The 20059-nt window shown below is 71.0% G+C and carries 19 protein-coding genes; 17 read left to right on the forward strand and 2 right to left on the reverse strand.

The window, feature by feature from the left end:
• Positions 1–28 precede the first annotated feature (28 nt).
• Positions 29–1165, reverse strand: a complete 1137-nt coding sequence (locus ACZ5WE_RS25700; RefSeq protein ID WP_467692539.1) for an ROK family protein — start codon at positions 1163–1165, stop codon at positions 29–31.
• Positions 1166–1594: 429 nt separating this feature from the next.
• Between ACZ5WE_RS25700 and ACZ5WE_RS25705 the strand changes: the two genes are divergently transcribed.
• From ACZ5WE_RS25705 to ACZ5WE_RS25785, 17 genes are all read left to right on the forward strand, one after another.
• Positions 1595–2626, forward strand: a complete 1032-nt coding sequence (locus tag ACZ5WE_RS25705; protein WP_467692537.1) for a 2,5-dihydroxypyridine 5,6-dioxygenase NicX family protein — start codon at positions 1595–1597, stop codon at positions 2624–2626.
• Positions 2627–2670: 44 nt separating this feature from the next.
• Positions 2671–3942: an FAD-dependent monooxygenase gene (locus ACZ5WE_RS25710; protein WP_467692535.1), complete on the forward strand. Its 1272-nt coding sequence runs from the start codon at positions 2671–2673 to the stop codon at positions 3940–3942.
• Between the two features lie 17 nt (positions 3943–3959).
• Positions 3960–5357 carry an MFS transporter gene (locus ACZ5WE_RS25715; RefSeq protein WP_467692533.1) on the forward strand — a complete coding sequence of 466 codons (1398 nt, stop codon included), beginning with the start codon at positions 3960–3962 and terminating at the stop codon, positions 5355–5357.
• An 87-nt stretch (positions 5358–5444) separates the two neighbouring features.
• On the forward strand, positions 5445–6293 hold the full coding sequence (locus tag ACZ5WE_RS25720; RefSeq protein ID WP_467692531.1) for an FAD binding domain-containing protein: 849 nt from the start codon (positions 5445–5447) through the stop codon (positions 6291–6293).
• On the forward strand, positions 6290–8650 hold the full coding sequence (locus ACZ5WE_RS25725; RefSeq protein ID WP_467692529.1) for a xanthine dehydrogenase family protein molybdopterin-binding subunit: 2361 nt from the start codon (positions 6290–6292) through the stop codon (positions 8648–8650). Before ACZ5WE_RS25720 ends, ACZ5WE_RS25725 begins: the two co-directional genes overlap by 4 nt.
• Positions 8647–9165: a (2Fe-2S)-binding protein gene (locus ACZ5WE_RS25730; protein ID WP_467692527.1), complete on the forward strand. Its 519-nt coding sequence runs from the start codon at positions 8647–8649 to the stop codon at positions 9163–9165. Before ACZ5WE_RS25725 ends, ACZ5WE_RS25730 begins: the two co-directional genes overlap by 4 nt.
• On the forward strand, positions 9165–9860 hold the full coding sequence (locus ACZ5WE_RS25735) for an SRPBCC family protein (protein ID WP_467692526.1): 696 nt from the start codon (positions 9165–9167) through the stop codon (positions 9858–9860). Before ACZ5WE_RS25730 ends, ACZ5WE_RS25735 begins: the two co-directional genes overlap by 1 nt.
• On the forward strand, positions 9857–10516 hold the full coding sequence (locus tag ACZ5WE_RS25740) for an isochorismatase family protein (protein WP_467692524.1): 660 nt from the start codon (positions 9857–9859) through the stop codon (positions 10514–10516). Before ACZ5WE_RS25735 ends, ACZ5WE_RS25740 begins: the two co-directional genes overlap by 4 nt.
• Positions 10513–11361 carry an alpha/beta fold hydrolase gene (locus ACZ5WE_RS25745; RefSeq protein ID WP_467692522.1) on the forward strand — a complete coding sequence of 283 codons (849 nt, stop codon included), beginning with the start codon at positions 10513–10515 and terminating at the stop codon, positions 11359–11361. The genes ACZ5WE_RS25740 and ACZ5WE_RS25745 overlap by 4 nt, the downstream gene beginning before the upstream one ends.
• A 39-nt stretch (positions 11362–11400) precedes the next feature.
• The gene (locus ACZ5WE_RS25750; protein ID WP_467692520.1) at positions 11401–11913 is read left to right on the forward strand and encodes a MarR family winged helix-turn-helix transcriptional regulator; all 513 of its coding nucleotides are present in this window, start codon (positions 11401–11403) and stop codon (positions 11911–11913) included.
• Positions 11914–11999: 86 nt separating this feature from the next.
• The gene (locus tag ACZ5WE_RS25755) at positions 12000–12758 is read left to right on the forward strand and encodes a maleate cis-trans isomerase family protein (RefSeq protein ID WP_467692818.1); all 759 of its coding nucleotides are present in this window, start codon (positions 12000–12002) and stop codon (positions 12756–12758) included.
• 82 nt (positions 12759–12840) lie between these two features.
• Positions 12841–13653 carry an SAM-dependent methyltransferase gene (locus ACZ5WE_RS25760; RefSeq protein ID WP_467692519.1) on the forward strand — a complete coding sequence of 271 codons (813 nt, stop codon included), beginning with the start codon at positions 12841–12843 and terminating at the stop codon, positions 13651–13653.
• Between the two features lie 182 nt (positions 13654–13835).
• Entirely contained in the window at positions 13836–14927 is a 1092-nt protein-coding gene (locus tag ACZ5WE_RS25765; RefSeq protein ID WP_467692517.1) for a mechanosensitive ion channel family protein, read from the forward strand.
• A 100-nt stretch (positions 14928–15027) separates the two neighbouring features.
• On the forward strand, positions 15028–15978 hold the full coding sequence (locus tag ACZ5WE_RS25770) for an ABC transporter ATP-binding protein (protein WP_467692817.1): 951 nt from the start codon (positions 15028–15030) through the stop codon (positions 15976–15978).
• Positions 15975–16955, forward strand: a complete 981-nt coding sequence (locus ACZ5WE_RS25775; protein ID WP_467692515.1) for an ABC transporter permease — start codon at positions 15975–15977, stop codon at positions 16953–16955. Before ACZ5WE_RS25770 ends, ACZ5WE_RS25775 begins: the two co-directional genes overlap by 4 nt.
• Before the next feature lie 47 nt (positions 16956–17002).
• Positions 17003–17407, forward strand: coding sequence for a GntR family transcriptional regulator (locus ACZ5WE_RS25780; protein ID WP_467692513.1), 405 nt, complete (start codon positions 17003–17005; stop codon positions 17405–17407).
• Positions 17408–17519: 112 nt separating this feature from the next.
• Positions 17520–19316 carry an acyl-CoA dehydrogenase gene (locus ACZ5WE_RS25785; RefSeq protein ID WP_467692511.1) on the forward strand — a complete coding sequence of 599 codons (1797 nt, stop codon included), beginning with the start codon at positions 17520–17522 and terminating at the stop codon, positions 19314–19316.
• Here ACZ5WE_RS25785 and ACZ5WE_RS25790 read toward each other — a convergent pair.
• On the reverse strand, positions 19258–19917 hold the full coding sequence (locus ACZ5WE_RS25790; protein ID WP_467692509.1) for a DUF6629 family protein: 660 nt from the start codon (positions 19915–19917) through the stop codon (positions 19258–19260). The two genes, ACZ5WE_RS25785 and ACZ5WE_RS25790, sit on opposite strands and share 59 nt — an antisense overlap.
• Positions 19918–20059 lie beyond the last annotated feature (142 nt).

The raw sequence follows: 20059 nt of genomic DNA on the forward strand, positions 1-20059 counted from the left end.
CTCGAGGGGTTCTACGGCTCGCGGGGTTCTACGGCGCCGAATCCGTCAGGAGATCGGACTCGAACTGGTCAAGTGCCTTGCGTACGGCGCCGATCGCCACACCCTGTTCGCCGAGCGTGCTCAGCGCGATGCGCGGGACGTGCAGGGTCAGCGGGCGCAGCCTGTCCTCGATCAGCGGCACAAGATGGCCGCCCAGCGGGGTCGCGCCGCCGGTGAGCACCACCAGCTCCGGGTCGACGGCGAGCGCGAGGGCGGCGATGCCCGGCGAGATGCGGTCGGCGAAGTCCGCGACGGCGGCGAGTGCGCGCGGGTCTCCGGTGTCCGCGGCGCGGGCGAGCGCGGCCACTTCGGACTCGCCGGAGCGCCGGTCACCCCGCCAACTGAGCGCCTCCTGTGCGGTATCCATGCCGAGCAGCGGAAGCAGGCCGAGCTCGCCCGCACCTCCCCGCCGCCCCCGGTGCAACCGCCCGCCGATGGTGAGGCTGCACGCCACGCGGTGACCGGTCAGGACGCAGACGACGTCGCCCGCGAGGGTCGCCGCACCCTGCCAGCGCTCGGCGAGCACGGCGAGGTTCACGTCGTTCTCGACGAGGGTGTGCCCCGACTCCCCGTCGGCGAGGAGCCGCCCGAGGTCGAAACCGGACCACTCGGGGATGACGTGGGAGGTGATGGTGCCGCTCGCGTCGACGACGCCGGGTACGCCCACGCAGCGGGCGAGGATGTCGTCGCGCCGCACGGAGTGTGCGTCGAGGAAGGCTTCGAGGCCCTTGCGCAGGAGGTCGAGCCGCTGGGCTCCGCCCAGCTCCGGGTCGATGTCATCGCGCCGGACAGCGAGCACCGTCCCGCCGAGATCGGCGAGGAGCAGCACCATCTTGTGCAGGCCGATGTCGGCGCCCACGACGCGGCCCGCCTCCACACGGAACCGGAACCGCCGTGCGGGGCGCCCGGGCGCGCGCTCGGCGTCGTCGCGCTCGGCCTCCCCCGCCCAGCCGTGCGCGGCCAGCTCCTCGACGGCGGCTTCCACGGTGGGCCGGGAAAGTCCGGTGCCCGCGGCGAGCTCCGCGAGTGTCTGTGGGCTGCGGCGGTGCAGGGCGCGCAGCACGACGGTGGTGTTCAGCCGGCGCAGCGAGGCGAGATCGTGCCCCCGTGTCCCGTTCCGCAACACTTCTTCACCTCATGTCGAGGCCGGGGCAGCCCTGTTGACCATGGGGTCTACCGCTGCTCCCGGAGATTGGGGAGGAGACTTGCATATCCCCGGCCGACGGGGAACCCCCCTCGCGGGACCAGAAATCGGGAGGTCGGCCGGCTGGACCGCCACCCCATCTTCCTGATGACACGTCAGGAAACATCCGGGGGGACTCCGTGCGCCACCCCTTGCCAAGGCAGATAGTACGTGTTCGGATTATCTCAGTCGGGCGGCCACCCACCGCCTCGTAACCGCAGTTCAGACCCTGTACGGCGGGCCGGTGAGCCCTGCCTGAGCGACCCAAAGCTCCCCCACAGCTCCCCTGTACCCCCTCGCAACCCTCTCGCACGAAGTGTCCGGAGTCGTGCTGCCCGTATGCCCGCGGCAGCCCGGAAGAAGGGAACCCCCGTGTTCGATCTTTCGTCCGTCGACCTGCTCGACGCGTTCACCCGCGAACTGCGACTGTGCAAGCTCCGCGAGGGCGAGCACGTCGTCGTCCTCTCCGAACCCGGCAGCCGCGGCGACTACGTGGCGGCCGCGTTCGGCGCCGCGAAGACGTGCGGCGCCCATGTCATCGCCGCGACCGTCCCCGGCGGCAGCCCCGCGCCGATGCCGAGCACCCACACCGGCGCGGGCCCCGGCCTCGTCTCCGTACTGGGCGACTCCACGGCGCAGGACCTCCTGAAATCCGCCGATCTGGTCGTCGACCTCACCCGCGAGGGCTTCATCCACGCACCCGTCCAGCAGGAGATCCTGCGGGCGGGCACCCGCATCATCTTCGTCTGCGACGCGCCCGACGTCCTCATCCGCAATCTGCCCAAGGAGGCCGACAAGGACGAGGTGCTCGAAGGGGTCGAGCTGCTCAAGCGGTCGTCCGTCATGAAGGTGACCTCGGACGCGGGCACGGATCTGACCGTGCAACTCGCGGGCTCCAAGCCCGAGTTCCAGTGCGGCTTCGCAGACGACCCGGGCCGCTGGGACCACTGGCCGAGCACCATGGTGCTTGCCTGGCCGGAGATCTCCGACGGGCAGATCGTGCTCGCCGAGGGCGACATCCTGCTGCCCTTCAAGGAGTACGTCCGTCAGCCGGTCACCCTCCAGATCGCGGGCGGCCGGATCGAGAAGGTGTCGGGCGGCGCCGAGGCCGAGCTGCTCAACACCTTCTTCGATGACGCCGACGACCAGTGGGCGCGCAGCCTCTCCCACATGGGCTGGGGCCTGATGCGTACGGCCGACTGGTTCGCCACCGCCCTGTACGGCAAGGACGACCTGATGGGCATGGACGCCCGCGCCTTCGCCGGGAACTTCCTCTGGTCGACCGGACCGCACCCCGTCCTCGGACGCGAGTCGTACGCGCATCTCGACATCGCCATGCGCGGCTGCACCGTCACGGTCGACGACACCGAGGTCGTGACGGGCGGCCGGCTCACCGAGCGCTGACCCACACACCAACTGCCCCCGCACATCAGGAAGATGGAGGAAGCGTGGCGTCCAGCCAGTCGTACGAAGTCACCGTCGTCGGAGGCGGTCTCGGTGGCCTGACCGCCGCCCTCGCGCTGCGGCACCGCGGCCTGCGGGTCACCGTGCTGGAACAGGCGCCGCAGCTCGGCGAGGTGGGCGCGGGCATCCAGACGGCGCCGAACGCCAGCCGCGTCCTGCTCGGCCTGGGGCTCCGCCGGCAGCTGGAAGCCATCCACACCGAGCCGCTCGACCAGGTGCGGCGGCGCTGGAAGGACGGCAGTGTCGTCGGTCTGACCCCCCTCGGGCGGCGCTGCAAGGAGCAGTTCAACGCGCCGTACTGGCACTACCACCGGGCCGATCTGCACCGCGTGCTCATGGACGCCTGCGTCGACCCGGCGGGGCCAGGTCCGGCCGTCGCCCTGCACACCGCGAGCAAGGTCGTCGAGCTCGACCGCACGGACCCCGCGCGCCCAGTGGCCATCACGGACGACGGGCGGCGGTACGCGTCCGACGCCGTCATCGGCGCCGACGGCATCCGCTCCCGGGTGCGCGACCTGATGGACGTCCCCGACACCCTCCTCTTCTCCGGCGAGATGGCCTACCGGGCCCTGATACCGGGCGAGTTGATCGCGGCCGACCCGGCGACGCGCTGGCTGGTGGACCGCTATCAGTCCACCATCTGGTACGGACCCGACCGCCACCTGGTGCACTACATGATCCGCGGCGGCGAGTACCTCAACATCGTGGCCTGCGTGCCCTGCACGGACGAGGTCGCCGAGAAGTGGTCCGTCGCCGCCACCGCGCAGGACCTCGTCGACGCCTTCCCCGGCTGGGACGACCGGGTCCCCGCGATGCTCTCCAAGGCGAAGGAGGACGTCTCCTGCTTCGCGCTCCACCACCGGCGCCGCGACCCCGTGTGGCAGGACGGCAGGGTCGCCCTGCTCGGCGACGCCTGCCACGCGATGCTCCCCTACCAGGCGCAGGGCGCCTCGCAGGCCATGGAGGACGCCGCCGTGCTCGCCGAGGAACTTGGCGCGGTCACGACCGACGGCATCGAGGGGGCTCTGCGCCGCTATGTCGACCGGCGTGCCAAGCACGCCGGGATGGTCCAGGAAGCGTCGCTGCAGAACAAGACCTTCTACCACTTCCCCGACGGCCCCGAGCAGCGGGCCAGGGACGAGAAGCTGCGCCGCGACTTCGACGGCGAGTCGGACCTCTCGTACGACTGGCTGTGGGGTGGCACGCCGCTCAACGACCCCGATCTCGGCGCGTTCTCCTACCAGTTCACCCGCTGAGCCCACTTGGAGCGAACGTGAAAACAGGCGATCAGATCGTTCAGGAACTTCCCTGGAGATGGTCGGTCCAGGGCAAGATCTTCATCATCGGTGGTCTCGGCTACCTCTTCGACGCGTACGACATCGCCTTGAACGGCTTCCTCATGCCGCTCCTCGGCAAGCACTTCGACCTCTCGCTCAGCGAGCGCGGGCTCGTCGCCACCGCGAACCTGGTGGGGATGGCCGTGGGCGCCGTCGCCTGGGGCGCGGTCGCCGACCGGATCGGCCGCAAGAAGGCGTTCAGCGTCACGCTGCTGATCTTCGCCGTGTTCTCGGTGGTCGGCGCGCTCGCGCCGACGTATCCGGTCTTCCTCGCCCTGCGGTTCCTCGCGGGTGTGGGGCTCGGCGGCTGCATCCCCGTGGACTACGCCCTGGTGGGCGAGTTCTCGCCGCGCAGGTACCGGGGCAGGATCCTGACCGCCCTCGACGCGTGGTGGCCGGTGGGCGTGACCCTGTGCGGGCTCGTCTCGACGGCGATGCTGACCCTCGACGGCAACTGGCGGTGGATGCTGGCGACGATGGTGCTGCCCGCGCTCCTGCTGTTCTGGGCCCGGCGCGGCATCCCCGAGTCGCCGATCTATCTGACGAAGAAGGGCCGCGAGGCCGAGGCGCGCAAGGTCATCGACGACCTGGTCCGGCGGACCGGGGCGCCCGTGGAGCCCTACGTCATCCCCGAGCCGGTGCCGGACGAGGGGCCGCGTGGCGTGGCGGCCGCCGTCGATCAGCTGCGCCGCATCTGGGCGTTCAGCCCGCGCATCACCTCCGCGGCCTGGCTGCTCTTCGCCACGATCATGCTCGTCTACTACGCGGCGCTGAGCTGGATGCCCTCGATCCTCAAGGAGGAGGGCCAGGGCGACACGGCCGCGTTCATGAGCACCACCCTGATGAGCGGCGTCGGCATCGTCGGCGTACTGGTCTCCACCGCCCTGGTGGACGTCGTCGGCCGCAAGTGGCTGATCGGCGTCTCGGCACCGGTCGCCTCGCTCGCCCTGGTGGTGTTCGCACTGGTGCGGGACCTGCCGACGGGCTCGGTGGTGGCCATCGCCGTCTTCGGCTTCCTCGCGCAGCTGGCCATCCCCGCCCTGTACGCGTACGTCTCCGAGCTCTACCCCACGCCCCTGCGGGCCAGCGGCTTCGGCTGGGCATCCTCGGTCAGCCGGGCGCTCACCGGGTTCGCGCCGCTGCTCTTCGGCTCGGTGATGTGGCCCTTGCTGGGGCTGCCGCTGACGTTCGCCGTGCTCGGCGGATTCGTCCTGGTGGCCGTCGTGTGGATGGCGGTGGCCGCGCCGGAGACGAAGGGGCGTGAGCTGGACGGTGAGGAGGAACCCCCGGCGTCCACGCATCCTCTGCCGGTCGCCGAGCAGGCGGCGCTCTGACGCCCCGCCGCTCCGACCGCGCCTTGCGCCCCGCGCCCCGCGCCCCGCGCCCCGCGCCCCGCGCATCGTACGTACGACAGGAGGACCATGAAGCCCGCCCCGTTCACCTACCACCGGGCCCGCGACCTCGACGGCGCCACGCGGCTGCTCGCCGAGCTCGGCGATGACGCCAAGGTCGTGGCCGGCGGCCAGAGCCTGGTCGCGATGATGAACTTCCGTCTTGCCCGGCCCAGGCATCTGGTCGACATAGCCGGCCTGCGGGAGCTCGACGGGCTGCGCCAGGACGCGGCGGGCGGGCTGCGCGTGGGGGCGCTCACCACCCATCACACGGTGGAGAGGGATCCGGCGGGGCTGCTCGGGGCGGACTTCGGTGTGCTGCGGCGGGCCATGGCGTGGATCGGCCATCTGCCGATCCGCACGCGCGGCACGGTCGGCGGCAGCATCGCGCACGCCGACGCCACCGCGGAGTGGTGTCTGCTCGCGGTCGCGCTCGACGCCGTGTTCGTGGCCCGCGGGCCACGCGGTGAGCGCAGGATCGCGGCCGGGGACTTCTTCCTCGGCTACTACACCACCGCCCTCGACTTCGACGAGATCCTCGTCGAGATCGTCTTTCCCCGTCCCTCGCCGCACGCCGCGCTCACCGAGTTCGCCGAGCGGAAAGGGGACTTCGCGCTCGTCTCCGCTGTCGTGGACCTCGATGTCGGTGGCGGCGTGGTACGCGGCGGCCGCGTCGCGCTCGGCGGTGTGGCCGCCGCGGTGGTGCGGGTGCCGGAGGCGGAGGCCGTCCTCGCGGCCGGCGGCTCCTTCACCGACTGCGCGAACGCGGCGGCGTCCGCCGCCGCCCCTGCGTCCGACGCGTCCGGCAGCACCCACTACCGCAGACAGCTCGTCCGCACGCTGGTCAGGCGTGCCTGTGAGGAGGCGATGGGCCGATGAACGAGCCAGCGCAGAAGGGCCGGTTGGTCGGGCGGTCCGTGGGGAGGCGTGAGGATCCGCGGCTGCTCGCCGGGCGCGGCCGGTTCGTCGACGACATCGCGCTGCCGGGCATGCTGCACGCCCAGTTCGTGCGCAGCACGGTCGCGCACGGCGCGATCACGTCGGTCGATCTGACGGCGGTACGTGAAGTGCCCGGCGTCGTGGCCGCATTCACGGCCGATGACCTGGAGCTGGCCGATATCACTGCCCAACTCGGGCGCCCCATCGCGGAGTTCGTGCCCACGGCAATGCCCGTGCTGGCCCGCGACCGGGTCCGCTACGTCGGGGAGCCCGTCGCCATCGTCGTGGCGCGCGACGCCTACGCCGTGGAGGACGGGCTCGAAGCGTCCAAGGTCAGCTACGCCGCCCTTCCTCCGGTCACCTCCGAGGAGGCGGCTCTGGCGCCGGGCGCTCCTCTCGTCCATGAAGAGGCACCTCGCAACACCCTCGTGGACGTCTCGCTCTTCGCCACGGACGGCATCGACGCAGTCTTCGACACCGCAGCCTGCGTCGTCCATGTCGCGTCGCGTACCGGCCGGCAGAACGCCCTCCCCCTGGAGACGCGCGGTGTCGTCGCCCACTGGGACGACCGCGAGGAGCAGCTCGTCATGCAGACCTGCACCCAAGTGCCCCACCAGGTAAGGACGGTGGCCTCCCGCTGTCTGAGCCTGGACGAGCGGGCGGTACGGGTCGTGGTGCCCGACATGGGCGGCGGCTTCGGCCAGAAGTGCGTCGTCGGGCGCGAGGAGATCGCCGCGGCCGCCGCCGCGCTGCGCCTTCGCAGGCCGGTGAAGTGGATCGAGGACCGCAAGGACGCCCTGTCCGCGTCCTTCCTCGCCCGCGAGCAGCACTACGAGGTGCGCGCGGCCTTCGACGCCGAGGGCAGGATCCTCGGACTCGACGCCGACGTGGTGTGCGACATGGGCGCCTACTCCTGCTATCCGTTCACGGCGGGCATCGAACCGCTGATGGCATCGGCGGAGATGCCCGGCGTGTACAAGGTGCCCGCCTACCGGGTGCGCGGCCGGGCGGTCACCACCAACAAGGCGCCCACCGCGCCCTACCGGGGAGTGAGCCGACCTCAGTACGTGATGGTGGTGGAGCGCCTCTTCGAACGTGCCGCCCGCGAACTGGGCCTGGACGCCGTCGAGATCCGCCGCCGCAACGTCATCACCGAGTTCCCGTACACGGGCGTCAACAACATCACGTACGACCCGGGTTCCTACCTGGAGTCGCTGAACCTGTGCGAGCGGCTCGTCAAGGATGAGGGCTGGTACGAGAAGCGCTCGGCGGCGGCAGCCCAGGGCCGGCACATCGGCATCGGGTACTCCTGCTTCAGCGAGCGCACCGGATACGGCTCCGCCGCCTTCGCCCAGCGCAAGATGCGGGTCGTCCCCGGCTTCGACATCTCCGAGGTGCGGATGGACACCAGCGGCGCGGTGACCGTCACCACCGGCACGATGAGCCACGGACAGAGCCACGAGACGACGATGGCCCAGATCGTCGCCGACGAACTGGGCCTGGATACCGCCAAGGTGAGGCTCCATCAGGGGGACACCGAGCGCATCACCTACGGCTGGGGCACCTTCGCCAGCCGCTCCATCACGGTGGGCGGCAGCGCGGTGCGGCTCGCGGCGGCGAAGCTCGGCGAGAAGCTGCTCCGGATCGCGGCGGCGCGGTGGGAAGCCGCGCCGGATGATGTGGAGCTCGCCCCAGGGGGTGCGCGACACCGCGACGGCCGCGTCCTCACGTACGAGGAACTGGCCGATGTCGCCTACCTCCGGGCGCACTTGCTGCCCAAGGACATCGAGCCCGGTCTGAGCGCCACCGCCACGTTCGACGTCTTCGACGACGGGACCTTCTCGAACGCCACCCATGGCGTGGTCGTCGAGCTCCACGAGGACACCGGACAGGTGGAGATCCTGCGATACGTCTGCGTCGAGGACTGCGGTGTGGCGATCAACCCGCAGGTCGTGGAGGGCCAGTGCCGGGGCGGCATCGCGCAGGGCATCGCGGGCGTGCTGTTCGAGCAGGTGACGTACGACGCTCAGGGCGAGCCCTCGGCGACCAGCTTCATGGACTACAAGGTGCCCACGGCCCACGAGATCCCCGACGTCCTGATCCATCACCTGCAGACGCCGTGCGCGTTCACCGAGACGGGCGCCAAGGGCGCGGGCGAGGGCGGCACCATCGGGGCGCCGGCCGCTGTGCTCAACGCCGTCAACGACGCCCTGCGCCCCACGGGCGTCGAGCTCGACCACACCCCCATCACGCCGGAGACGGTGCACCGCGCCCTGAACCTGGAGCTCTCCTCATGACCGACACCGGCCACCTGACCGGCAACACCACCGATGTCCTGCTGCTCACGCTCGACGTCAACGGCGAGCGGCACGAAGTGATCACCGAGCCCCGCCGTACCCTCGTCGACGTGCTCCGGCACGATCTGCGCCTGACCGGCACCCACGTCGGCTGCGAGCACGGGATCTGCGGGGCGTGCACGGTCCTGGTCGACGACCGGCCCGTGCGCGCGTGCCTGATGTTCGCGGCGCAGGCCGAAGGCGCCCGGATCCGCACGGTCGAATCGCTGGCGAACGGATCCGAACTGAGCGATCTGCAACGGGCGTTCAGCGAACACCATGGATTGCAGTGCGGCTTCTGCACCCCCGGCTTCCTGATGCTCGCCGAGGGGTTCCTCGCCGAGCGGCCCGAGGCGACCAAGGACGAGATCCGCGAGGTCGTCGCCTCCAACCTCTGCCGGTGCACCGGCTACCAGACCATCGTCGAGGCGATCGACGGGTGCGCCGTCGCCCGGCGCTGCCCCAAGGAGTTCTGATGCAGCTCACCAACTCGGTCTCGGTCAAGGCCTCGCCGGACGAGGTCTTCGCCCTGATGAACGACGTCGAGCGGGTCGCCTCGTGCATGCCGGGCGCCGCACTCGACGGGCGGGAGCAAGACGCCTGGCTCGGCTCCGTGAAGATCAGGGTCGGCCCGATCAGCGCCGCGTACGCCGGTACGGTCCGCTTCCTGGAGGTCGACCCGCAGGGGCGCCGGCTGCGGGTGCAGGCACGCGGGGCCGACACCCACGGCAGCGGCGACGCGGAGGCGGAGGTCGCCCTCGAAGTGCTAGAGGCGGCCGAGGGCGCCCTGCTCAGGATCTCCACGGATCTGGTGATCCGCGGCAAGATCGCGCAGTTCGGCAAGGGCGCCATCGCGACGGTGTCCGACCGCATCCTGCAGCAGTTCGCGCGGAATCTCGGCAGTCTGCTCGACCAGGAACGGACGCCGGCCGCCGCCTACTCGTCCGGCCTGCCCTCCACCGCTCCCCGCGCCACCCGCCCCGCGGCCCCCGCGGAGGCCGAACTCGACGGCCTCTCCATGCTGCTCGGTCCTGCCGCAGCCAGGTACGGCCTCGTCGCCGGCGCCTTCGCCTTCGGTCTCTTCGAGGGCTGGCTGGTCGGCAGGCTCGGCGCACAGGCGCGGGAGCTGCGCGAGCTGCGGGCCCTGCGCGCGCCGAGGAGCGCCTCGTGAACTACGGGCAGGAGACGGAACGTACCTACGAGCGAGCCGGATTCGGCGCCCCGGTGCGCAGGGGAAGCCGCCCCGCGATCCTGGTCGTCGACCTCACGCGCGGTTTCACCGAGGACGACTTCGCCTCGGGCGCCGATCTGACCGACGTGGTGGGCGCGGTCGGTGAGCTGATCGAGGCCGGGCGTCCGGCCGACGTGCCCGTCATCTTCACCGCGATCTCCTACACGCCCGCCGAGGCCGCGGGCGGCGCCGTCACCTGGCTGCACAAGGCACCGGGCATGCGAGCCCTGGTGGAAGGCAGTGAGGAAGTCGTACTCGACCCCCGACTGCCGCGTGGGGAAGGGGACGTGATGGTGCTGAAGAAGGGGCCATCGGCCTTCTTCGGGACCCCTCTCGCCGCCCTGCTCACCGGCCTCGGCTGCGACACGGTCCTGGTGTGCGGGGCGACGACGAGCGGATGCGTGCGGGCCACGGCGGTCGACGCCGTGCAGAGCGGGTTCTCGGTGCTCGTTCCGCGCGCGTGCGTCGGCGACCGCGCCGAAGGACCGCACGAGGCGAGCCTCTTCGACATCCAGGCCAAGTACGGCGATGTCATCGACCTGAAAGAAGCAGTCGAGTACCTCGGTGCCCTCGCGCACGCCAGGAGGAACGCATGAACCCGTCCGACCGCTGCCTGCCGCAGTCCGCCCTCGCCGATCTGGCCGATGTGCCCGCCACCGGCCGCTGGGTCCGCTCGGGTGCCACCCGGCTGCATGTCCTCGACTACGGCGGCTCCGGCACCCCCCTCCTCATGCTGCCCGGCATCACGAGTCCGGCGGTCACCATGGATTTCGTGGCGCGCGAACTCATCGACGTCGTACGCCCGTTGGTAGTCGATGTCCGGGGGCGCGGGCTCTCCGACGGCGGTGGCTCCTACGCCCTTGAGGAGTACGCACAGGACGTCGAGGCCGTTGTCACGGGGCTCGGTCTGGACCGGCCCGTCCTGTTCGGGCACTCCATGGGCGCGCGCATCGCCGCGGTGACCGCGGTGCGCGGCAAGGTGGCGCTGCGCGGCACAGTGCTCGGGGACCCGCCGATGAGCGGTCCGGGACGCGGGCCCTATCCGACACCCCTGGAGGCCTTCCTGGACCAGCTGGCGCAGGCCCTGCGCGGCACCGACGCGGACGAGGTGGCCCTCTCCTGGCCGCGCTGGCCCCGCCGGGAGCAGGAGCTGCGGGCCCGCTGGCTCGCGAGCTGCGACGCGGAGGCGATCGCGGCAACGCACCGCGGCTTCGAGACCGAGGACTTCTTCGACTGGTGGCCCGCCGTACCGGGGCCCGCGGCCCTCCTGTACGGCGCGGACAGCCCCGTCGTCACCGCGGCGGGCGCCGCCGAAGCCGCGCGGCTGCACCCGTCGGCCGTCCTCGCCGGCGTCCCGGACGCGGGCCACATGCTGTTCTGGGACAACACCCGAGCGGCTCTCTCCGCGCTCCGCGAGGCGCTGCGCCCGATGCTGACCTGACAGCCCGAACCGATCAACCCCCGTGCTTAAGTGGGCCCCATGGCTGACGAAACCTCCACCACGACGCCTGCCCCGGCTCCGGCCGTGGCTACGGCGTCAGGACAGCCCGGGCCGCCCGCCGCCCTCACGGCAGCGCCCGGATACCAGGTCCGGCGCCTGTACCAGGCGTACCTCGCGGTCTGGATCCGCGCCGTGGACCCGACGCTGACCGGCCCGCAGTTCGCCGTGCTGCAGGCCGTGGACGCCTCGCCGGGTCACGACCAGCGGTCGATGGCGTCGGCGGTCGCCCTGGACACGTCGACGATGGCGGACGTGGCGCGGCGCCTGGAGAACCGGGGGCTGATCCTGCGCAGGACGGCCGCCGACGACGGCCGCCGCAAGCTGCTCTATCTGACCGAGGAGGGTGAGCGCACCCTCCGCGAATCCAACCGTCGCGCCCGCGAGCTCGACGAGCGGCTGCTCGAGCCGTTCGGCGCCGAGCGGCGCGAAGACGTCATGCATCTCCTGACGTCCCTCGCCGATCACTGGGAGGGGCTGACCGAGGACTCGTAGCCGTACGCCTCGCCGTACGAGAACATCCGGAGGATCCCGTGGCCATGACCGAGACGATGCCCGAGACGACAGCGACCGCGACGACCGTGACCGACCACCACGTCGGCATGATCGTACCCAGCTCGAATCTGACGATGGAGACGGAGCTGCCGCGCATGCTGCGCGACCGCGAGTCCGTGGCCCCGCAGGATCGGTTCGTCTTCCACAGCAGCCGGATGCGGATGAAGCACGTGACGCCCGAGCAGCTGAAGGCCATGAACGCGCAGACCGAGCGCGCCGCGCTCGAACTCGCCGACGCCAGGCCCGATGTGGTCGCCACTGCCTGCCTCGTCGCGATCATGGCGCAGGGCCCGGGCCACCACTGCGCGGCGGAGGACGAGATCACCGCCGCCCTGCGCTCCGAGGGCGCGCAGGCGCCGGTGATCTCCAGCGCGGGCGCCCTCCTCGACGGCATCAAGGCGGTCGGCGCCGGGCGGGTCGCGATCATCACCCCGTACATGAAACCGCTCACGCGACTGGTCGCCGAGTACATCGAGGACGCCGGGATCGAGGTCGTGGACGCGCTCAGCCTGGAGGTGCCGGACAATCTGGCGGTCGCCCGGCTCGACCCCGCCGATCTTCGCGAGCACTGGCGCCGTGTGGACCTGGGCCGCGCCGACGCGCTCGTCCTCTCCGCGTGTGTGCAGATGCCTTCGCTGGCGTCGATCCAGGTGGTGGAGGACGCGGCCGGCCTGCCCGTCCTCTCCGCGGCCACCGCGACGGCGTACCGCGTCCTGACCGAACTGGGCCTGCCGCCGCACGTGCCGGGCGCGGGCAGTCTGCTGAGGGGCCCGAGCGGCGCTTGAGCCCGGTGGGCCGAGCGGGCACGATGACCGGACGCACGCCACCGTGCGCCCGAACGCCCGCCGCCACCATGGGAGTTGACGCATGCCCGCGATTCCGCCGCCCGAGACCCAGCCGATCGACACCAGCAAACCGCACCCCGCCCGGGTCTACGACTGGTTCCTGGGCGGCAAGGACAACTACCCGGTGGACGAGGAGCTCGGGCGTCAGATCGTCTCGCTCGAACCGCAGACCAAGTACTGCGCCCAGCACAACCGTTGGTTCATGCAGCGCGCCACGCGGCGCCTCGCGGGCGAGGAGGGGATACGCCAGTTCCTGGACATCGGCACCGGCATTCCCACCGAGCCGAACCTCCACCGCATCGCCCAGTCGGCCGCCCCCGAGGCGCGCGTCGTGTACGTGGACAATGATCCGATCGTCCTCGCGCACGCGGAGGCGCTGTTGCGGGGGACGCCCGAGGGGGCGACGGAGTTCCTCCAGGTGGACGCGCGCGAGCCGGACAGGATCCTCGAACAGGCCGAGGGCGTACTGGACTTCGGGCAGCCGATCGCTCTCTCCCTGATCGCGCTGCTGCACTTCATCAGTGACGACGACGGTGCCCGCGACATCGTGGAGCGGCTCGTGTCCGCCCTGGCGCCCGGCAGTCACCTGGTCCTGTCCCAGATGGCGGGCGACTTCGACCCTGAACGGACGCGGCAGGCGGTGGAGATGTACAAGGCGGGCGGCGTCACGCTCGCACCGCGGGCTCGCCCGGAGGTGGAGCGGTTCTTCGACGGCCTGGAGCTGCTCGACCCGGGCGTCGCGTGGCTGCCGGACTGGCATCCCGAGCTGGGCGTCGACGAGGTCGACAACGGCACACCGGTGCCGCTGTACGCGGGAGTGGGCCGCAAGCCGTAGCCGCCTGACCGGAAGTCAGGTGATTCGGCGCGGGATGTCGGATATCGCCCTGCGCCCGGTCAGTTGAGGGCAAGCTGGGCGCGGGCCCCCGGCAACGGCGCCGTACCCATGGGGCAGGATGACGCTCGCGCCGGACCGCGAACATACGTCCGGCGCGACCGCACAACCTGGAGACTGAACTGATGGAGCGAGCCCTCACATGGCACGACCTGATCACCGCCGGTATCGCGGTGATCGCCGGTATCGCGGCGGGTCTGCTGCTGCGCATGATCCTGCGGTGGCTGGGTGAACGGGCCAGCAGGACCCGGTGGAGCGGGGACGACGTCATCGTCGACGCCGTGCGCACGCTGGTCCCCTGCGCGGCGATCACCGCGGGCGCGGCAGTCGCCGCCGCGGCCCTTCCGCTCACCCCCAGGACCGGCCGCAACGTCACGATGACGCTGACCGCCCTTCTCGTCCTGGCCGCGACCCTGACGGCGGCCCGCGTGGTCACCACGCTGGTGAAGTCCCTCGCGCAGTCCAGGTCGGGGGTCGCGGGCTCGGCGACGATCTTCGTCAACATCACCCGTGTCGTCGTGCTCGCGATGGGCTTCCTCGTCGTCCTGCAGACGCTCGGCGTCTCCATAGCCCCGCTGCTCACGGCGCTCGGCGTGGGCGGCCTCGCGGTGGCGCTGGCTCTCCAGGACACCCTGGCCAACCTCTTCGCGGGCGTACACATCCTCGCCGCCAAGACGGTGCAGCCGGGCGACTACATCCGGCTCAGCAGCGGCGAGGAGGGCTATGTCGTCGACATCAACTGGCGCAACACGGTGGTGCGCCAGCTGTCGAACAACCTTGTCATCATTCCCAACGCCCAGCTCGCGGGCACCAACATGACCAACTTCAGCCGGCCCGAGCAGGATCTGTCGATCATGGTCCAGGTCGGCGTCAGCTACGACAGCGACCTGGAGCAGGTGGAGCGCGTCACCACCGAGGTCGTGGAGAACGTCATGAAGGATGTCGACGGCGCCCTTCCCGACCACGAACCGGCCGTGCGTTTCCACACGTTCGGCGACTCCAGGATCAGCTTCACGGTGATCCTGGGCGTCGGCGAGTTCAGCGACCAGTACCGCATCAAGCACGAGTTCATCAAGCAGCTCCACCAGCGCTACCGCGCCGAGGGCATCCGGGTGCCAGCGCCGGTCAGGACGGTGAACGTGCAGCAGGGCGAGCTGCCGCCGGGGCTGATCCCGCACCAGCGCGAGGCCGCGGCGCCCACGAAGTCGATGCAGTAGCGGACCGGCACGGCGACCCGGAGGGGGTTTGACAGGTCCGCACCGCGCAGATCATGATTCCATTAATTGTTTAATGGAATCTAGAGAGGCGCGCGTGGACATGACCCTTGCCGACCCCACCGAGGCCGCCGGACCCCGGGGCGCGACCGCGCTCGAGGCCCGCGGCCTGGGCAAGCGCTATCGCCGCGGCTGGGCGCTGCGCGACTGCTCCTTCCGGCTGCCCGCCGGGCGGATCTGCGGTCTCGTGGGACCCAACGGCGCCGGAAAGAGCACCCTGTTGGGGCTCGCGACCCGCTTGGTGACCCCGACCGAGGGCGAGCTGCGCATCTTCGGTGTGCCGGTGGACGACCCGGCCGCGATGCCCCGCTTCGCCTTCCTCTCGCAGGACAAGCCGCTGTTCAAGCGGTTCACCGTGGCCGAGACGCTGCGGATGGGCAGCGAGCTCAACCCGGCCTGGGACATGGCCGCCGCCGAGCGGATCGTGCGCTCCGGCAACGTCCCGATGAACGCCAAGGTCGCCACCCTCTCCGGCGGCCAGCGCACCCGCGTCGCCTTCGCGCTCGCCTTCGGCAAGCGGCCTGATCTGCTGCTGCTCGACGAGCCGATGGCAGACCTCGACCCGCTGGCCCGGGACGAGATGAGCTCCCTGCTGATGTCCGAGGCCGTCGAGCGCGGCACCACGGTGGTGATGTCCTCCCACATGCTCTCCGAGCTGGAGGACATGTGCGACTACCTCCTGGTCGTCGCGGACGGCCGGATCAGGATGGCGGGCGACACCGAGGAGCTGGTCCCGGCCCACGCCTTGGTGACAGGGCTCGCGCCCGACGGCTCTATGCCCGCGGACCTCGCCCCGCACACGGTGGTCGAATTCCGGCTCCAGGGGCGACAGTTCCGAGCCCTCCTGCGCCCGAGCGGCCCACTGGCCCCGGACTGGGAGGTCTCCGAACCGAGCCTGGAGGAGATCCTGCTCGCCCACCTTCGCTCACCGGACGCGGAGCCGCTGTTCACACACGACGCACGTATCGAGGCCGAGGGGATCGCCGCCGCATGAGCACCACCCTGACCGAGCAGCCGCGCACGGGGCAGTCCGCCAAGAAGCCGGGGCTGCTGCACGGGCTCACCTGGCTCGTCCTGCGCCAGCACCGCACCACGACGTGGATCGTCCTCGCCCTGGTCGTGCTCGGCGCGGCCACGATCAGCTACGAGCGCGGCGAGATGGCCGACATGCTCGCCGGGATGGGCTGGCCCGACAAGGACGTCAGTCTGTCGCAGGCCCCGCAGAGCTACGAGTACATCACCCAGGCGCTCGGCGCCCTGCCCGTCGTCCTCGGCGTCTTCATCGGCGCACCGCTGATCGCGGGCGACCAGGAACACGGCACCGCGCACCTGGTCACCACGCAGTCGGTGCAGCGCCGCCGCTGGCTCGCGGCCAAGCTGACCTGGTGTCTCTCACTCGTCCTCGTGGCCACCCTCGTACTCTCCACGCTGTTCTTCTGGTGGTGGGAGCCCTACCGCGACCTCCTCCTCTCGGAGTGGCTCTCGGGCTCGGTCTTCGACACCACGGGCCCCGTCCTCGCGTCGCTCTCCCTCTTCCTCACCATCAGCGGCATCGCGATCGGCATGCTGATGCGCCGGGTGCTGCCCGCCATGCTGACCACCTTCTTCTTCGCCCTGGTCGTCCAGGTGGCCTGGGGCCAGCTCCGCGACCACCTCGCAGGACCGCGCGTGATCACGTGGCCGCTGAACGCCGACACGCCCGACCTGGTCAACAGCAGCAGCGTCGTGGAGGCGGACCGCTGGGTCGGCACCGCGGACGGGCAGCTCCACCCCTGGAGCACCTGCGTCGAAGCGACCGAGAAGGCCAGCACCGCCTGCGCCAAGGAGCACGGGATCGTCAACAACGTGGTCGAGTACTTCGGCTACGACCAGATGCCAAGCATGCAGTGGACCGGCGCCGCCCTGCTGCTCGGCGCGACCGCCGCCGTGGCCGTCTTCGTCCTGTGGTGGGCTTCGCGGCGGCCCCTCTAGAAGGCGGATGGCAGCGAGTACGTAAAGTGTCCGCAAACGAGCAGAGAGTGGGGACAGTGGTCGAATTCCGCATCGACCGGCGCAGCGGTGTGGCCACGTATCTCCAGATCGTGCGCCAGGTCGAACAGGCCCTGCGCATGGGCGCGTTGGTGGAGGGCGACCGGCTGCCGACGGCCGCGCAGGTGGCCGCGGCCACGAAGGTCAACCCGAACACGACGCTCAAGGCCTACCGCGAGCTGGAGCGTGCGGGCCTCGCCGAGGTGCGCCAGGGGGCCGGCACCTTCATCACCCGCTCACTCGCCCGCCCGCAGGCGGGTCCCGACTCCCCCCTGCAGACCGCGCTGACGGAGTGGATGGAGCAGGCGCGGTCGGCGGGGCTCACGGGCCAGGACGTCACGGCACTGTTCGAGGCGGCGCGCGCCGCCGCCTACCAGGGGGACACGGCGGGCTGAGCCCCGCGTCACGGGCCGCCCTCGACAAACCCCATAAGCAACCGCTTAGTATCGGGTGTGCGGGGCTCCCTGCCCCGGGATCGGTACCGCCGTCACCGCATGGAGAATCCGCATGGCATCCCTGCTCCTGTCCCGTCGTGACCTCGAGTTCCTGCTGTACGAGTGGCTCGACGTCCCCGCCCTCACCGGCCGGGAGCGCTACGCGGACCACTCGCGCGAGACCTTCGACGCCGCGCTCGAGCTGAGCGAGCAGATCGCCACGCGGCACTTCGCCCCGCACAACAAGAAGAACGACGCCCAGGAGCCCACCTTCGACGGCGAGCGGGTGCACGTCATCCCCGAGGTCAAGGAGGCCCTTCGGGTCTTCGGGGACTCGGGGCTCCTGGCCGCCGCGATGGATCAAGAGATCGGCGGCGGTCAGCTGCCGGCCGTGGTGGCGCAGGCCTGCTTCGCGTGGTTCCAGGCGGCGAACGTCGGCACGGCCGCGTATCCGTTCCTGACCATGGGCAACGCCAATCTGCTCCTCGCGCACGCCTCCAAGGAGCAGATCGACACCTACGTTCGACCCATGGTGGAGGGCCGCTTCCTGGGGACGATGTGCCTCTCGGAGCCGCAGGCCGGTTCGTCGCTCGCCGATGTGGGGACGCGGGCCGAGGCTCAGGACGACGGGACGTACCGTCTGTTCGGGAACAAGATGTGGATCTCCGGCGGCGAGCACGAGCTTTCGGAGAACATCGTGCATCTGGTGCTCGCGCGTGTCCCCGGCGGTCCGCCCGGCGTGAAGGGGCTTTCGCTGTTCATCGTGCCGAAGGTACTCGTCGGCGAGGACGGCTCGCTCGGCGAGCGCAATGACGTCGTGCTCGCGGGCCTCAACCACAAGATGGGCTACCGAGGGACGACCAACACCCTTCTCAACTTCGGCGAGGGCGTCCACCGTCCCGGCGGTGAGCCCGGCGCGGTCGGCCATCTCATAGGGGAGGCCAACCGCGGGCTCGCGTACATGTTCCACATGATGAACGAGGCCCGGATCGGCGTGGGCCTGGGCGCCACCGCGCTCGGCTACACCGGCTATCTGCACGCCCTGGACTACGCGCGCACCCGCCCGCAGGGCCGCCCGGTCACCGCCAAGGACCCGGCATCAGCGCAGGTCCCGATCATCGCGCACGCCGACGTACGCAGGATGCTCCTCGCCCAGAAGGCGTACGTGGAGGGCGCGTTGGCCCTCAATCTCTACTGCGGGCGGCTGCTCGACGAGCAGAACACCGGTACTTCGCCGCAGGCGCGCGACGAGGCGAAGCTGCTGCTCGACGTGCTGACGCCGATCGCCAAGAGCTGGCCTTCGCAGTGGTGCCTGGAGGCCAACAACCTGGCGATCCAGGTGCACGGCGGCTACGGCTACACGCGCGAGTACAACGTGGAGCAGTTCTACCGCGACAACCGCCTGAACCCCATCCACGAGGGCACGCACGGCATCCACGGCCTCGATCTGCTCGGTCGCAAGGTCGTCATGGCCGGCGGCGCGGGCCTCGCGCTGCTCGGCGAGCGCATCACGCGCACGACCGCCCGCGCGACGGCTGCCGGTGGTGACGCCGCCGAGTACGCGGCCGCCCTCGACGCCTCCGTACAGCGTGTGGCGACCGCGACCGGGAAGCTCTGGTCGACCGGGGACCCGCGGACGGCGCTCGCCAACGCGAGCGTCTACCTCGAGGCGGTCGGTCACGTGGTCGTCGCCTGGATGTGGCTGGAGCAGCTGCTGGCGGCCGAGCGCGGCACCGAGGACGTCCACGTGGGCAAGCGCGGCGCCTGCCGCTACTTCTTCCGCCATGAACTTCCCAAGACGGACGCCCAGTTCACGCTCCTGGAGAGCCTGGACCGGACCGCGCTCGAACTGGACGAGAACGCCTTCTGACCCAGAAGTACAGGAGCACAGAGCACACCGCCGCGAACGCGCACCACGTGGAGATGTACTCGCTTCGCCACAGCAGCACGCACACCGCCGCCCCGACGGCGACCAGGACACCGAAGAGGACAAGGCCCCGGTCGCCGGACAGGAGGAGGGAGCCGACCGTGGCGAAGAGATATCCGGCGATGACGAGCTCGGGCTGCGGCAGGCCGAGCGCGTATCCGACCGTGTGGCCGCGGATCTCGGCCGTCACGGTGCGGTTCGCCAGGTAGGAGGAGAGAGCCGCCGCCGTCGCGATGCCCGCCGCGAGGGGGATCATCAGGCGACGGCGGGCGCTCGGCGGAGCCGCGCACAGCACCGCCACGGGCACCCACAGGGCGAGCAGGGGAAGGGCGATCACGGCCCAGGCGACGGTGACGGGTCCCGTGCCGCCGCCGTTCCGCCAGACCCCGGACTCGATGATCTGGTGGGCGCCGAGCAGCAGCGGGAGCGCGGCGATCGGCAGATCGCGGGGCCGGCCGCCACGGGCCGCCCGGGTCACGCAGGCGACCCCCACGGCGGCGACACCCACGCCTGCCACGAGATCGGCCGTCGCGCTCCAGCACATGGCTCTCACGCTAAGGCTCCCGCCGTCCGCGAGCGCGGTGGGCGGTCCGCCGGGGTCACGGGCGGGTCCGCGGTTCGCTCCCGCCCTGGGGCCCCGTGGATAGCGACATGGGCAAAGCGCGTACGCTTACGTCATCCATCAC

Source organism: Streptomyces sp. NPDC033180 (assembly GCF_055577645.1).